The 13,622-nt window shown below is 43.6% G+C and carries 11 protein-coding genes; 9 read left to right on the forward strand and 2 right to left on the reverse strand.

Features of this window, described 5'->3' with window-relative positions; translation table 11 throughout:
• The first annotated feature begins 167 nt into the window (after window positions 1-167).
• The 4 genes from ACP8HI_RS22845 (at window position 168) to ACP8HI_RS22860 (ending at window position 6,027) form a co-directional block, all read left to right on the forward strand.
• Complete coding sequence (locus ACP8HI_RS22845) at window positions 168-1,091, forward strand: ABC transporter permease (protein ID WP_438348413.1); 924 nt, start codon at window positions 168-170, stop codon at window positions 1,089-1,091.
• A gap of 104 nt (window positions 1,092-1,195) precedes the next feature.
• On the forward strand, window positions 1,196-2,035 hold the full coding sequence (locus ACP8HI_RS22850) for a carbohydrate ABC transporter permease (protein WP_438351953.1): 840 nt from the start codon (window positions 1,196-1,198) through the stop codon (window positions 2,033-2,035).
• A 68-nt stretch (window positions 2,036-2,103) separates the two neighbouring features.
• Window positions 2,104-3,717: an extracellular solute-binding protein gene (locus ACP8HI_RS22855; protein WP_438348414.1), complete on the forward strand. Its 1,614-nt coding sequence runs from the start codon at window positions 2,104-2,106 to the stop codon at window positions 3,715-3,717.
• A gap of 39 nt (window positions 3,718-3,756) precedes the next feature.
• Complete coding sequence (locus ACP8HI_RS22860; RefSeq protein ID WP_438348415.1) at window positions 3,757-6,027, forward strand: glycoside hydrolase family 31 protein; 2,271 nt, start codon at window positions 3,757-3,759, stop codon at window positions 6,025-6,027.
• A 30-nt stretch (window positions 6,028-6,057) separates the two neighbouring features.
• Here ACP8HI_RS22860 and ACP8HI_RS22865 read toward each other — a convergent pair whose 3' ends face one another.
• Entirely contained in the window at window positions 6,058-6,447 is a 390-nt protein-coding gene (locus ACP8HI_RS22865; RefSeq protein WP_438348416.1) for a winged helix-turn-helix transcriptional regulator, read from the reverse strand.
• A 180-nt stretch (window positions 6,448-6,627) separates the two neighbouring features.
• Between ACP8HI_RS22865 and ACP8HI_RS22870 the strand changes: the two genes are divergently transcribed.
• On the forward strand, window positions 6,628-6,981 hold the full coding sequence (locus ACP8HI_RS22870; protein WP_438348417.1) for a DoxX family protein: 354 nt from the start codon (window positions 6,628-6,630) through the stop codon (window positions 6,979-6,981).
• Window positions 6,982-7,166: 185 nt separating this feature from the next.
• On the opposite strand, the gene ACP8HI_RS22875 is transcribed toward ACP8HI_RS22870, so the two are convergent.
• Window positions 7,167-7,916 carry a glycoside hydrolase family 16 protein gene (locus tag ACP8HI_RS22875; RefSeq protein WP_438348418.1) on the reverse strand — a complete coding sequence of 250 codons (750 nt, stop codon included), beginning with the start codon at window positions 7,914-7,916 and terminating at the stop codon, window positions 7,167-7,169.
• Window positions 7,917-8,036: 120 nt separating this feature from the next.
• On the opposite strand from ACP8HI_RS22875, the gene ACP8HI_RS22880 reads away from it, so the two are divergent.
• From ACP8HI_RS22880 to ACP8HI_RS22895, 4 genes are all read left to right on the forward strand, one after another.
• Window positions 8,037-8,984: an ABC transporter permease gene (locus ACP8HI_RS22880; protein ID WP_438348419.1), complete on the forward strand. Its 948-nt coding sequence runs from the start codon at window positions 8,037-8,039 to the stop codon at window positions 8,982-8,984.
• Between the two features lie 17 nt (window positions 8,985-9,001).
• On the forward strand, window positions 9,002-9,886 hold the full coding sequence (locus tag ACP8HI_RS22885) for a carbohydrate ABC transporter permease (RefSeq protein WP_438348420.1): 885 nt from the start codon (window positions 9,002-9,004) through the stop codon (window positions 9,884-9,886).
• Window positions 9,887-9,991: 105 nt separating this feature from the next.
• The gene (locus ACP8HI_RS22890; RefSeq protein WP_438348421.1) at window positions 9,992-11,641 is read left to right on the forward strand and encodes an extracellular solute-binding protein; all 1,650 of its coding nucleotides are present in this window, start codon (window positions 9,992-9,994) and stop codon (window positions 11,639-11,641) included.
• Between the two features lie 140 nt (window positions 11,642-11,781).
• Window positions 11,782-13,620, forward strand: coding sequence for a sensor histidine kinase (locus tag ACP8HI_RS22895; RefSeq protein ID WP_438348422.1), 1,839 nt, complete (start codon window positions 11,782-11,784; stop codon window positions 13,618-13,620).
• Window positions 13,621-13,622: the final 2 nt, after the last annotated feature.

Consider the following 13,622-nt stretch of genomic DNA (forward strand, 5'->3'; position numbering starts at 1 on the left):
GGCAGACGGGACAAGGAATAATGATATGTCAAAGAAGTAGACCAGAGAAGTCCAGATAGCGCTTTCATAGTGTCTGATTAATGCTCTAGTAGGACGTTATACTAGGAAGTGTTAAGGGGAGTAGCGCAATACTCCAAATGGTTCATGTGAATAGAAGGAGGGACATCATGAAATCCGGTCAATTGTATTTAGAGCATAAGTTAGAACAGATTAGAAGAGGCTGGGGGTTATACTTGTTGCTTCTGCCAGCTATGATCCTTACTCTTTTATTTGCTTACAAACCGATGTACGGAATCATTATTGCATTTAAAGATTACAGCCCAGCCCTAGGTATTAATGGAAGTCCGTGGGCAGGATTAAAGTACTTTGAGAAGTTCTTTAACTCCTATCAATTCTCCACAACGATTAAGAACACCATTATTATCAGTTTTTACAGTCTGTTAACGTTCCCAATCCCTATTATGCTTGCACTAATGGTCAATCAGATGAGAGAAACCGGGTTTAAGAAATTCTTCCAGACGGTATCCTATCTTCCACATTTCATTTCGACTGTCGTTATGGTGGGGTTGATGCTGATTTTGCTATCTCCTAGTTCGGGGCTTGTTGGAAATTTATTCAATCTCTTTGGTGCTAAGGCTCCTGATTTGATGGGCTCTTCCAGCTTATTTAGCAGCATATATGTATGGTCGGATGTATGGCAGCATGTTGGATGGGACAGCATCATCTTTATAGCTGCTCTCTCTTCGGTTGATCCGAGCTTATATGAGGCGGCCAAAGTAGATGGAGCAAACCGCATGCACCGAATTCTTTATATTGATATTCCGATGCTTATACCTACTGCAATTACGTTGCTGATTTTGCGGGTTGGCGGATTGCTTGCAGTTGGATTTGAGAAGGTGTATCTGATGCAGAATGACTTGAATATCACCTCAAGTGAAATTCTCTCCACTTATGTTTATAAAATGGGGATTATCAGCAGCCAATATAGCTTTTCATCAGCAGTCAACCTGTTCAACACGGTCATTAGCTTTATTCTACTGATCATAGTCAACCAGATATCGAAAAAATACAGTGAGAACAGCTTATGGTAGCAGAAAGGTAGGATGATATGAGTACAGTGATAGATACAGCAAAGAAACCAACAAAAAACACTAGAGTAAAGAGCAGCTTTTCAGACAAAACGTTTGAAATATTTATGTACATTTTTGCGGTAGTTTTTCTAGTGGTCGTATTATATCCGATTTATTTCATCATAATTGCCTCGTTCAGTGATCCATCTGAAGTATCAAACGGTAATGTATGGCTGCTTCCCAGCGGATTTACCCTAGATGGTTATAAGGAATTGTTTAAGCATTCAAACATCTGGACGGGCTACGGAAACACCATTCTATATACCATTGTCGGCACAGCTATTGGCTTAATTGTCAATATATCAGCAGCATATGCTTTATCTAGAAATGATCTTGTTGGAAGGAAATCCATAGCTTTGTTTTTCATCTTTACGATGTTCTTCAATGGTGGTTTAATTCCGACGTTCTTGACCATTCAGGATCTACATTTATATGATACGTTCTGGGTTATGGTACTGCCTTTCTCCGTTGTCGTGTTTAATATCATTGTTGCCAGAACCTTCTTTCAGCACAGTATTCCGAAAGATCTATGGGAAGTGGCGCAGATCGATGGTTGCGGTCATCTTCGGTATTTCGCTCAGATCGTTCTGCCGTTATCCAAAGCCATTATTTCGGTACTGGCATTGTGGATTGCGGTTGGACACTGGAATTCATACTTTAACGCCTTGGTTTATTTGAGGAATACCGATTTATATCCGCTGCAGTTGATATTGCGTAATATACTGATCACCAATCAGATGCAATCTGCGATGGGAACTGGTGAAGCAGCACAGATTGCGCTGCGGTTGTCTAGTATGATGCGCTATTCCGTCATCATCATTGCAACAGTTCCGATTATGTGTGTATATCCATTTGTACAAAAATACTTCAACCAGGGGGTGATGATTGGCTCCGTGAAAGGTTGATCAATACAGACTGAAGGGGCATGGCGAACTACGACTACATTACAAGTTATGAAATGGAGGAATTACGAATGGAAAAATATACTAATAAGAGATCATTGAGAATGTCGCTTACAGTTCTACTAGCATTTACGCTGGTATTTAGCCTTATTGGGTGCGGCAGTGGAAATAAGACAGAGGGTTCTGCACCAAATTCGACAGATCTATTGAATAAAGAGGGACTGCCAATTGTCAATGAGCCAGTCACGCTGAAAGTGTTAACGATGCGTTGGGGAAACATGGGGGACACTTTTACTCAGAATCAGTTCCTCAAGGATTTAGAGAAGAATACCAATGTAAAAATCGAATGGCAGGTTGTATCCTCTAATGACTGGGCTGAGCAGAAATCGATTATGCTTGCTAGTGGTACACTACCAGATATTATTTTAGGAGACCAGACTTTTAGTGATTCCGATATTGTTAATAACTTAAGTTATTTCCTTCCGCTAGATGATCTAATTGAGCAGCATATGCCAAACCTTAGTAAGGCAATGCAGGAATCACCAGAGTTGAAGAAAATCAGCACATATCCTGATGGCAAGATGTACTCATTACCTTCAAGATTGCCATCCCGCCCTGAAAGTAGATTCCAGCCTGTAATTAATAAGGTGTGGTTGGATAATTTGGGACTGAAGGTACCGGAAACGATTGATGAGTTGTATACCGTATTTAAAGCTTTCAAAGAAAATGATCCGAATGGAAACGGCAAAGATGATGAGATCCCATTCTCAGAATCAAAGAGCTTAGGCTATTTACTTGATTCATTTGGCATTACAGATGCTTATGACAATTTCATGTCCATTCAAGATGGAGTACCCGTCTATAACTATACTTCAGAAAGATATAAAGAGGGTCTCAAATGGGCTCATAAACTATATTCTGAAGGATTAATTGATCAAGAGATGTTTACCCAAGATGGCAGTATGAAAGCAGCGAAGGAGCAGAATGCAGATGCTCCAATTATCGGATTCTCCTATCAGTGGACTCCAGATGCGGTTTTTGGTAAATGGTCTGATCAATATGTTACGATCGCACCAATCGCAGGTCCAGATGGAATACGATATCAAGGTGGAGATCCGAATGGTCTAAGCTATAGTCGTAATCAATTGCTAATAACGTCTTCTAGTAAGTATCCAGAGGTTGCTGCTCGCTGGGCGGACCAATTCTACACGGATGAAGCAAGTATTCAGAATTTCTGGGGTGCTATTGACACGGTTATCAAGAAGAACGATGACGGAACTTATACACTGATGGATCCACCAGCTGGTACAAGTGCGGATGCTTGGTATTGGGAGCAATCTCTCCGTGATTTCGGACCTAAATATGTGAGTCCTTCCTTTGAACAGAAAATTGTCCTTAACCCAACTACAGGGGACGGTCTGAAACTAGAGATCAACAAGCTGGGTTCTGAATATGTAACAGCACCTTATCCTAGAGTTATGTATACAGCAGAGGAATTCCAGGAACTACCGACTTTAACAACGGATATTGATGGCTATGCAAGAGCCACGCGTGCGCAATGGGTAACTAAAGGTGGAATTGATGAAGGTTGGGATGACTATATTAAAAAGCTCAATAATATGGGATTGGAAGAGTTAATGAAAATTCGTACGGATGCGTATAACCGTTATATGAGCGCAAAATAAACTATATTTTTGTCATCATCGGCTAAAGGGGTGGGCAACATGAATATGTCATACACATCGTCCTTAAATGAAACATTAGATATGAGTCAAGAATTTAATAAGCTGGAGAACACTTATTTCTTTGCCATGAATATGGCAGAAGGCAGCTTAGAGGAGGGGGGAACTGGTAAATTACGCTTTGAGCGTTTTGCTAAGAAGTCTCGAATCTCCTTTAATCAAGTTGAATATGCTTTTGAACCAACCCGACCATGGGAGTTTCCTGTTGAATATGCGGAATCACCTGAATTTCCGTTTTCTATTTCATTCGTCTCCGGATCTACTGTTCGTATTCGATTCAAAACGAAAAACAGTAGACTTGGTGAATCTCCTTCGCTTATGATTCCTGAGGAAATTCCGTCTTCCTCCAGTTGGAAGCAAGTGAAGCGTGATAATGAAATAGAGTGGGTTAGTCATGCTGGTTCTGTCATCCTACAGTTAAATCCGTTTCATCTGATCTTCAAGGATGCGAATGGACGAATTTTAACCCAGACCTATCATATGCAGGATAATTTCTCACTGGTGAACACGAAAATACCACTTTCTTATGTCCGATCAAATGCTGATATGCAGACGACGATTGCAGCCAGCTTCACTTTATCTCCTCAAGAGAAAATATTTGGCTGCGGCGAATCTTTTACGGGACTTAATAAACGCGGGCAAAAGGTGAACTTATGGACAAGGGATGCACTTGGTGCTCAAACAGCTAATATGTATAAACCAATCCCGTTTTTTATGAGCAGCAGGGGATATGGAATGTTTATTCATTCGAGTGCTCCAATGACGATGGACTTTGGACAGACTTTTGATGATATGAACAATATTTACTTAGGAGATGAGGAGCTGGATTTCTTCTTCTTCTTCGGACAGCCTAAACAATTGCTTTACGAATATACAGCTTTGACTGGAAGAAGTCCTGTACCTCCGCTTTGGTCCTTTGGTCTATGGATGAGCCGAATCACGTATAAATCAGAGGCAGAAGCGCGAGAAGTCGCAAATAAGCTACGGGAATATCAAATTCCTTGTGATGTCATTCATCTAGATACAGGTTGGTTTGAGAAGGATTGGCGTTGCAACTATGAATTTTCTCCTTCACGATTTGATGATCCGGTCCAAATGATCAAGGATTTACGTGAGCAAGGTTTCCGAGTCAGTCTTTGGCAGATACCATATTTTACTCCGGGTAATGAATTTTATCAGGAAATCATTGATCGTGGACTCCATGTTAAGAACTTGAATGGAGGATTGCCAACAGAGGATGCTATTCTCGATTATAGCAACCCGGAAGCAGTGGAATGGTATAAAGAGAAAATCGCCAATTTGCTGAAAATCGGTGTTAGCGCGATTAAGGTGGACTTTGGTGAAGCTGGACCTCTTCATGGGATGTATCACTCTGGCAAAAGTGGTTTGTATGAGCATAATCTGTACCCTCTACGCTACAATAAAGCTGTTGGTGAAGTGACAGAGGAAATCAATGAGGAATCGATTATTTGGGCAAGAAGCGCATGGGCTGGAAGTCAGCGATATCCAATTCATTGGGGCGGAGATGCCGAGAATACGAACAGTGCAATGGCAGCATCACTCAGAGCAGGTCTATCACTTGGTCTAAGCGGATTCTCGTTCTGGAGTCATGATATTGGTGGATTCGTTCACCGCAGTCCGGAAGAGCTTTATCGTCGTTGGATGCCATTCGGCATGCTGACTTCCCACAGTCGCTGCCATGGGGCACCACCGAAAGAGCCTTGGGAGTATAGCGAACAATTTATGGATCAGTTCCGTGAAGCAACTGAGCTTAAATATCGTTTGATGCCTTATATTTATACACAGGCGCAGCTGTGCAGTCAGCAAGGATTACCAATGATGCGAACCTTGTTCTTAGAGTATCCTGAAGATCCGAATGCATGGCTGGTAGATGATGCTTATATGTTCGGAAGTGATATGCTAGTGGCACCTTTGTTTGAGAATGAACTTGGTAGAAAGGTTTACGTTCCGCATGGCACGTGGATTGATTACCAAACGGGTCAGACCTATGAAGGCGGCACATGGCTTGCTATTCAGGCTGGAGATATACCTATTATTATCTTAATTAAATCAGGCAGCATTATTCCGCAGGTGAAACCAGCAGAGCATACGGGAGCTATAAATTGGGAAGAGGTCGAGTTCAAGCCTTATGCAGTTCATTCAGATGAAGTATGCGCAGGCAAGTATTTTCACCCAATCGAACAGAGAATGTATGAATTGAATCTGATCGAGAATAAACTGCAGATTCGATAATGAAATTATAATAGAGCCTGTTCAAAGAGCCTAGGCCTTTTGAACGGGCTCTATTAGTTCACCTTTTACTTCCAATGATTCCACGGTTCGCTCTTCCCCATATAATTCATTCAAATGCTCGACATGGGCTACTCCCCACTCATTCATCGCCATTAATAAAGGGGTCATCCTTTTACCGTATTCCGTTATGGAATATTCAACTTTGGGGGGGATTTGGAGATAGATCTCTCGATGAACGATATCGTGGTACTCTAATTCCCTTAGTTGTGCGGTAAGCATTTTTTTAGTTATATCCGGTATTGCCCTTTGAAGCTCACTAAATCTCATCGTACCCTTTGTGAAAAGCTGAAACAGAATGACAGGCTTCCATTTCCCGACTAGAATCTCTAATGCAGTGTGGACCTTGCAACGATCAGGCATTCGAATTCCTCCTAAAGTAATGAATAATATAAGTTAATGTATTAAGGTATACTTTTGTATACTATGTTTAATTTTAGTGCCTACTTCCAATAAGTCATGCTAGGGATTATTATAACTCTAATAATAGGTCATATTCAAATACCATGAAAGCCAAACGGCGTAAGGAGAGGACATTCGCTTATGAATATCGCATTGTGGATTGTACAAGGACTTTTAGCATTGATGTTTATTGTTACTGGCTCGATGAAAGCATTTCAATTTGAAAAGGCAAAGGCTAAGTTACCTTGGATAAAAGATTCATTGAGAGGTTTGGTTACTTTTATCGGGGTATCGGAAGTGCTGGGCGGAGTGGGATTAATCTTACCTCTTGCAATAGGAGTTGCGCCGTCCCTGACACCAATCGCAGCGATAGCCCTTGCAGTAGTCATGCTTCTGGGTGCAGGATTTCACGCGAAGCGACAAGAATACAAGGGGGCCGGGATGAACATCATCTTTATAGCGTTAGCTGTATTTGTCGCGCTGGGTCGCTTTTAGGGTAAAGTATAAACAAGGGGCACCCAAATGGGTGCCCTTTATCTCCCCCTACATTCGTAGGGAAATGTGCTTACAATCGCTAATTTGGCTCAGCGTAACGGGTTGGCTAACATCGAACAAATTCGTGTTCATGTATTCAATCTGGCGGTTGCACTTTTGGATGAGTAAACGGAACAGTTCCCTGCCTACCCTTGATACAACCATATGCCTGAAACCGTCATTACCGCCGGCAGCGCAGCTTCATCCACCGGCACATTGTCATACCAGCCGCCTACGGCAAGGTTGAGCACTAGATAAAAAGGCTCGTCAAAGGGCATAATGCCCGGCTGCAGACGGCACTCGGCGAAACAATGTCCATCTACCAGCCATCGGATGGAGCTAGCATCCCATTCCAGCGCATAATCATGGAATTGATTAATCGTACCGGTTTCAAACTGGTGGGAGAACTCATCGGTGCTTTTATTTGCCCAGTCCTTCCCGTAATGTAGCGTGCCGAATATATGCTGGGGTAGGCGGCCTTTGGCTTCCATGATATCTATCTCGCCGGAGGCGGGCCAAGGGCCATAAGCCTCTTCCTGCGGAAGCAACCAGATGGCAGGCCATAACCCCTGTCCTACCGGCAGCTTTGCGCGCACAATTAGCTTACCGTAGCAAAAAGACAGATGGTCCTTGGTGTCTAAAAGGGCGGATGTATATGCAAAGGACCGCCCGTCCGTTTCTTCAATAGTTTCGCGGCGCGCGCATAGATTTAAGCCAAATTCATCGATATACAGGTTGTTAGAATGACCCGTATAAAACTGCTGCTCACCGTTTCCCCAACCCGTACATATGACTTTGCCATTGCTATCAATTAAGTCGTTGCCAAGGCGAATGTTCCATGCACTCAAATCGGTATTTCTATCTAAAAAGTCCTGCTGCCATAAAAGCTTATTCATCTCTTCCACACTCCTTTCATCTATTCACAGCATACTTAATTTTAGCGGTGGGTCAAACAAACCTAAAAAAATGGGATAGGGACAATAATCGTGGCCTTTTTTTTCCATGAACCTTTTCATATGATGAAAAGGAAGGGGGCAGAGAATGTGTTCCAATACAAAACAGGACAAATGAAAATGTTTTTAAAGCAATGGCAATTGCAAAGTATGGTAATCCCCGGAATTATCTGGATGTCCATCTTTTGTTATATCCCTATGCTTTGGCTAATTATCGGATTTATGGACTACAGTATTGCCAAACCCATGCTGGAATCACCCTTTGTAGGGCTGAAACACTTCCAGGATTTCATTACGGATGAACGTTTCTGGCGCTCTATCCGCAATACTCTAGGGATGAGCAGCATTAAGTTAGTGTTGGGCTTTCCAATTCCTATTTTATTTGCTCTGATGCTCAATGAAATACGGAATATTCGCTTTAAGCGTACGGTACAAACCATTTCGTATCTACCGCACTTTGTTGCCTGGACCATTTTTGGCGGCATCATGCTCAACTGGCTAGGCGAGGGAGGTGTGGTCAACCAATTGATGATGGCACTGGGGCTTCAAGAGCGAGAAATTCTGTTTAATAGCGATCCTAAGTACTTTTGGTGGATTACCTATTTCTCCGATACGCTCAAAGAAACCGGCTGGGGTGCCATCATCTACATAGCTGCAATATCTGGCATTGATCCGGGGCTATACGAAGCAGCGGAGCTGGATGGCGCAAACCGCTGGCAGCGCATGTGGCATATCACCATTCAGAGCATACGCCCTACGATCGCAATTTTGTTTATCCTCGCTGTTGCAGGAATATTGGGCAGTAACTTTGAACAGATCTTTATGTTGAAGAACAACATGAATATGAAGATGGCTGAAAGTCTGGATTTGTATATCTATAACATGGGCTTAGTATCTGGGCGCCATTCCTTTTCAACGGCCGTTCTGTTTGCCCGCTCTATTGTAGCGCTAGGACTGTTATTTTTGGCTAATTTCACATCAAGAAAACTAACTGGCGATAGCATCTTTTAATAAGGGAGGGCAGATACATGGAAAAACGCATAAGGTTTCGGCGCATCGGAGTATTTGATGTCTGCAATACCGTGCTAATGCTGGCTGTTTGCTTTTTAACGCTGTACCCGATGTGGTTTGTATTCATAAACTCGCTCAATGCACCGCAGCATGCAATATTAGGTACGGTTAACTGGTTTCCAAAGGCTATATCGTTCGATAGCTACAATGTCGTGTTTAATGATAAAACTTTGATGAACGGTTTTTACATCACCACGATGCGCACAGTGATAGGGACAGTGGTGCATGTGTTGTTTACCGCTATTGTGGCTTACGGAATGAGTAAGACTAACCTCATTGGCCGCAAGGTGTATATGAAAATCGCCTTGATTACGATGCTGTTTTCAGGTGGACTGATTCCCTCGTTTATTCTAATGACTAAGCTGGGCCTATACGATAGCTTTTGGGTATTCATCATTCCTGCCATGTACACTTTTTTCAATATGGTTATTTTTATGAGCTTTTTTCGCACGATCCCCGACAGTCTAGAGGAATCTGCGAAGGTAGATGGAGCTTCGGATTATGGCGTCCTGTTCAGAATTGTACTACCGAACAGCATGGCAGTCATTGCAACCATAGCACTTTTCTCAGCCGTATATCATTGGAACGATTATTATCAGGGCGTGATATATATCTACTCACAGGATAAGATGCCGATGCAAACCTTGTTATACAAAATCATTGCAGAGAATTCCATGTCTTTCATGCAACAGCAAGCCATGGCACAGTTCGGCGCGAAGCTGCCAGGTAATTCGATTAAATTTGCATCTATGATGGTGGCTACATTACCTATTCTAGTGTTTTATCCCTTTATTCAGCGTTATCTGGTCAAGGGTGTGATGATTGGCGCGATAAAAGGGTAAGTGTCATATGTCTATCTAGGACATCGTGTAGAGAGGTGTATGGTCTGAATATACAAAATAAAACGGTAGTAAAGAAAGGTTGATGGTGTAATGAAACATAATTACATGAAGCAATGGATAAACCTAGTTGTAGTAGTAATCCTGATGCTGGCAATAGCAGCATGTACCAAGTCTGGGGAAATTGAAAGTACGCCGCCACCTATCGATACGCAGCAGTCCGAAACCCCGCCTAGTGAATCAACGCTGAATCCTGATGAAGCTGCATGGAAGCTGGATACTAGCCCTGTAGATTTAACATGGTTTGTAGGTGCATCCTGGTATGGCCACAGCTGGGGAGAAAGCTTGACTTCCAAGTATGTGACGGAGAAAACAGGTGTTAATGTTAAACTTGAGGTACCCTCCGGCGAAGCTAACGAGCAAATGACATTGATGATGACCTCTGGTAAGTTGCCGGACTTGATTAGTATGGGCTCATGGGAAAACGCTGTCAAAAAGCTATGGGAAGGCGACCATGTGTATGCCCTAAATGAACTGGCAGAGCAGTATGATCCTTACTTCTTCAAGGTGGCGGGTGACGGTACACTGAAGTGGTATCGTCAAGACAATGGTAATACTTATGGCGTGCCGAATGATTCATACAGCCCCAACCTGATGCATGAAACCGGTATGACGGCTGCCAACCAAACCTTTTTGGTGAGAAAAGATCTGTATGAAGATATGGGTAGCCCGGACTTAACTACCCCGGAGGGCTTCCTGAACGCACTGCAATTGCTAAAGGATCAATATTCCAAGTATAAGGACCAGCCGATTAGCCCATTATTTGCACAAGGGAATGTACCTTATGGGATGAGCGAGTACCTGCAAAACTTGCTGGCTGTTCCGTCTGAGCAAGACGGTAAAGTATACGATCGTATCACCGATCCGGATTATATTACCTGGCTGAAAACATTCCGTACTGCCTACGAGCGCGGACTAATTAATGTAGATTTTCTGGTCGATTCTGACACTCAAGTAGAAGAAAAGACAAACAACGCCCGTTATTTCATGATGATTCGCGAATGGACGGGAATGACGGCTGTTAATCCTATGCTGGCGGCCGGTGCAAACCCGGATTCTTACTACATCGCAGTGGATGGACCGCAAAACAGCAAGGGTGACAACGCTAAACTGTTCCCAGGCAATATGGATGGCTGGATGGTTACCATGATCAGCAAATCTAACAAAAACCCTGAGCGTACCATTCGCTTTTTGACATATTTGGCTAGTGAAGAAGGCCAAAGGGATTTATTCCTTGGTAAGGAAGGCGAAACATGGGAAATGGTGGATGGCAAGCCGCAGTTGAAAGCTGAAATGGTACAACTGCTCGAAACCGACGTTGAGAAAATGGAAAAGGAATACGGTATTATGGATACCTACTGGATGGTGAGAAATCCCGTAATTATCAACCAGTGGAGACCGGAGCAAGTCCCTGTCATTAAGCAAATGGAGGACTTTGCTAACGGTCAGGCCGATATTGACAGCGGCATTTATAAGGGCTTAGATCCACAAGGCGATTCTGATGTAGCAGTAGCCTGGGCACGTATCTCCCAAAATTGGGAGGAAGTGTTGCCTGAGCTTATTACCGCCAAGGATGAAGCTGCCTTTGATAAAATATTTGACAATTTCCTTGCACGCCGCGTGAATTACGGCTTTGATGAGGTAATGGAGTACAGACAGGCTGAACTAGATGTACGAAAAGCAAAAATGGCGGAGTAACAAAGCCTATATAATTATGACTGCCGGTCACCGAAATGGTGGCCGGTATTCCCTATTTCAGTGGTATCAATAGCACTTAGTTATCTACCCCCGAAGTTGTAATATATGGTATATTACATAAGATGGGGAGGGTACTTATAATGAAGTATCTGCTTAATAAAATGAGAAAGATTTACCGCAATTCCCGCATATCTCAAAAGCTGTTTCTGGCTTTTAGCTTAGTGATTGTCATCCCTGCTATTGCGGTATCCTTCTTGTTTATCCGCATTCAGGAAACCCAACTATACAAGGACGCTATGGCCACTGGCGGCAGCCATGTTTCACGGCTAAGCGAACAGCTGCGTAGCAGAATGAATATTATTGAAAACGCTTCCTCCACCGCACTAACTCAAAAGGCATTTGTGGATTTTATTCACTCCAATATGCGCGAGGATGGTCTGCGTCTGGTGAAATTTAGGCAAAACCAATTTGAGCAGATGCATAATATCATCCAAAGCCACGAGATGATAAGCCAACTCAGCTTTTATGTCGATAACCCGAACCTGGTTGAAATATGGCCCGAAATCTACCATTATGACAAGTTTTCGCCGCAGGATTACTGGGTAACACTTCGGGATGAAGGCGGCGCGGCATACCGCATATTTGATTTTAAGGATGGTGAGCAAACACTATCCTACTACAGGCTGGTACGCCTTCAAGATCAGCAGCACAAACGCCCCAGCATTATGGAGATTCGCGCCCAGCACAGCGTATTTTTCAGCGACCTGTTGGAGGAGACCGGGGGAGATTTCTTTTCTGTTGTGATGGATGGAACGAATCCTTCCCGATATGTATACAATCCCCAGCATGCGTTTTCTCGAAGTGCCGGGGAGGAACTGGACGAAATATTTGGAGGTATTCACCAGCAGCTTGATGTGCTGCAGCAGAACAGCCCCATTAAGGTCAATGTAGGAGATCATACCTACTACGCGCTGTATCGCTATATCGCTCCGCTGAACGCCTATGTGGTGGATATCGCCTCCCATCAGGCGCTGATGAAGGGCCCGCGAAGTTGGTATGCATTTGTGGTAGCGATTACATTGTGCGTACTGCTGCTGATCATGCTATTAGTATCGCATACCACCCGGCGCATATTCCGCCGGTTGGACAGCGTGCTATCTTCTATGCGCAAGGTACGGAAAGGCCAACTGGATGCGAAGATTGATACCGGTCTGGATGAAAATGAAACCGGAGATGAAATCGACGAGGTGGCCGTTAATTATAACAAAATGTTGGATGAGATCACACAGCTAATGACGCAGGTGGTAGATAAGCAATTAATTGCTAAAAATGCGCAACTGCACTCGCTGCATTCACAGATAAATTCACATTTTTTGTATAACGCGCTGGAATCCATCCGTATGCTGGCGGTTGTTGAGCGGCAGCCTGCTATTGCCGATGCGCTGGTGTCGTTAGGTTCGCTACTGCGCTACAGCATGAAGTGGCGCAGCGATACCGTTGCCCTTAGTGAGGAACTCGCCAACATACAAAGTTATATCCAATTCATGAATTTCATGGAAGGAAGGGGTGTCGTATTGACGGCGGATCTTCCCCAGGAGGTGCTTCGTTATGCCATTCCTAAAATGTGCATGCAGCCTATCGTTGAAAATGCTGTTCATCACGCGGCACCCTTGGGGGGCAGTGTGCGTATCCAAATCACTGTACGGGTAGAGAATGACAGCCTACTAGTAATAGAGATACGTGATGACGGTGCGGGTGTTGAACCGCAGATGCTGACCCATCTGCAGGTTGTGTTGCAGGGAAACTCAGATACGCCGATAGTCACCAGCAAAAACGGACTGGGTCTAGAAAACGTGCATAAGCGCCTGCAGCTTCATTATGGAAAAGGCTGCGGTCTTTCGATTGACAGTGAGCAGGGCACCTATACCTGTGTAACGATACGCTTGCCTTGGAAAAATGTGAATCTTGGAGGGTGGTAGGG

The sequence above is a fragment of the Paenibacillus sp. FA6 genome (genome assembly GCF_051550225.1).
In the GTDB taxonomy this organism is placed as follows: Bacteria; Bacillota; Bacilli; order Paenibacillales; family Paenibacillaceae; genus Paenibacillus_AQ.